General features: G+C 47.7%; 1 protein-coding gene, 1 tRNA gene and 1 pseudogene. 1 reads left to right on the top strand and 2 read right to left on the bottom strand.

The annotated features are described in order from the left end of the window. A pseudogene (locus IR141_RS12405) lies at positions 1 to 197 on the bottom strand (hypothetical protein); the annotation flags it as partial. Positions 198 to 643: 446 nt separating this feature from the next. On the opposite strand from IR141_RS12405, the gene IR141_RS12400 reads away from it, so the two are divergent. After that, positions 644 to 720 (top strand) — tRNA-Met (locus IR141_RS12400). Positions 721 to 1297: 577 nt separating this feature from the next. Here the strand turns inward: IR141_RS12400 and IR141_RS12395 are convergent. Beyond that, a complete protein-coding gene (locus tag IR141_RS12395) occupies positions 1298 to 1588 on the bottom strand; it encodes a hypothetical protein (protein ID WP_135037737.1) in 291 nt (96 codons plus the stop codon). Positions 1589 to 1743 lie beyond the last annotated feature (155 nt).

Below are 1743 nucleotides of genomic sequence, written 5' to 3'. Positions count from 1 at the left end.
GAATCCCAGGCAATGCCGCCGCCCTCTGCCGGCCTGCTTAACGAAACAGACCATAACCAAAGAGAGGGGATGCCGAAAGCCAGTACGGCAGTCAAGCCCAGTGCGCGAAAAACGCCGACAGGGAAGTCCTGCTGCCGCAAAACGCTTTGGTTGAGTTTCAGCAAAGTCCACAAACCAAACCCGATAAGGATGGCCATACCCCCGTGTGTGGCAGCCTTGCATGAAAATGAAAAATCCACACTATAGCATTTCAGAAAAATAATGTTATAAACTGCTGATGTGACAATAGATACAATAGAATAGATCCTACTCTGTCTATACTGCTTGCAATTTTCTCTGTATAGAGAATGTAGTGGCTTACGATATTCGTACTTTTGTCATCATTTTGCACAAAGTCGCTTTTGGTTTTGGAATTTGAAACGTTGGTTGGTTGGGTATTGAAATTGTAAGTGCAACGCGCGATGCAGAGGGGGGCTGGCTTTATTTACTGAAGAAATTGAAATTTGGATTAGTATGATGTGCTTAAAAATATTGCAGTTGTGCGATTTAGAAGCATTGGAAAGAAAGGGTATGGTAGTCTTGTGAACTTGATGAAAAATGATTGACATCTATTAGCTGGATAAGTTATGATTACAAATAATGACGCGGGGTGGAGCAGTATGGTAGCTCGTCGGGCTCATAACCCGAAGGTCGTAGGTTCGAATCCTGCCCCCGCAACCAAACAAATAGCGCAAGCCATTGATTTATAATGGCTTGCGCTTTTCTTATATAAGAATTCTGTAACTTTTCTGTAACAAAGTAAAAATCTCATCCCTGTATTTGCTCTGGGCTTCCCCTCCTTGTTGTATCTGCTCTCCCTGCAATCTACAAAAACGTAGTTCTTCTACACTCTGCTTTTTCCGCACTCTGCACTCTACACATGACGTATACACTTTTTTTCTGCTGCCTCTTTGCGCTCTATCTGGGGGGGGGCTCAAAAAAAATTTCAAAATTTCAAAATTTCAACTTTCCGCTCTTGCCGCCCACGGCTCGCCCTGCTCGTCCGACCCTGTGCCGCCTGAATCAAAATACCAGCCGAAAACTGCGCGGCTGGTATTTCAAAAAGCAAGGGCTGGTGTACCGTTCCCGACAACCGCCCTGTGCTGCTGGTTTTGCCTTTACAATAACGCTATACGCTGGTTCTTCGGCTTACCAACAGGGCAATTATACACCTCCTACCGTGTCCGCTCAAAGGCTCTCCGTCCAGTTGTCATCTGCCGTTGTCGTTACGTTGTCTAGTATCCTTTGCTGCATCCGCTTATCGTTTCTGCCCAACCCTGCCGCTCTTGGCGGCTGGTGTAGTACCCGATACCGCCACGCTGCCGATTGCTGCAAGTTCTGTCGCACCCTTTGCCCTGAAAGCCCGTTTCGAGGATTTCCCGATACGGCACGGCAGCGGGAATCCGGCCGGGAGCAGCGGCTTCGATGCGGGAGCGGATATAGTCTTTAAAGGGGTCGGGCTTGCCGGGTTTTGATTGGCCATGCCTTGAATGGATTTGCCTTGTTGTTTAAGCGCTTTGATGGCCGCAACCGTCTCCTGATTCAACATGAAAGCAGCCTTTGTTTTAGAGCTGCGGGTTTAAGTCAGGGTGGTCAATTTCTGACTGCCGTCAGGTGGCCATTTTTACACTGCCGATAACAATAGCGAGCAGGCTCCAAGCCTTTCGGATATCTGTCGTCACCACCAATCGGCATTCCAACAAT

The sequence above is a fragment of the Neisseria sp. 19428wB4_WF04 genome, from assembly GCF_015235335.1.
Classification (GTDB): domain Bacteria; phylum Pseudomonadota; class Gammaproteobacteria; order Burkholderiales; family Neisseriaceae; genus Neisseria; species Neisseria musculi.
The sequence above is the reverse complement of the archived record's forward strand: the minus strand, read 5'-3'. Positions and strand labels throughout refer to the sequence as shown.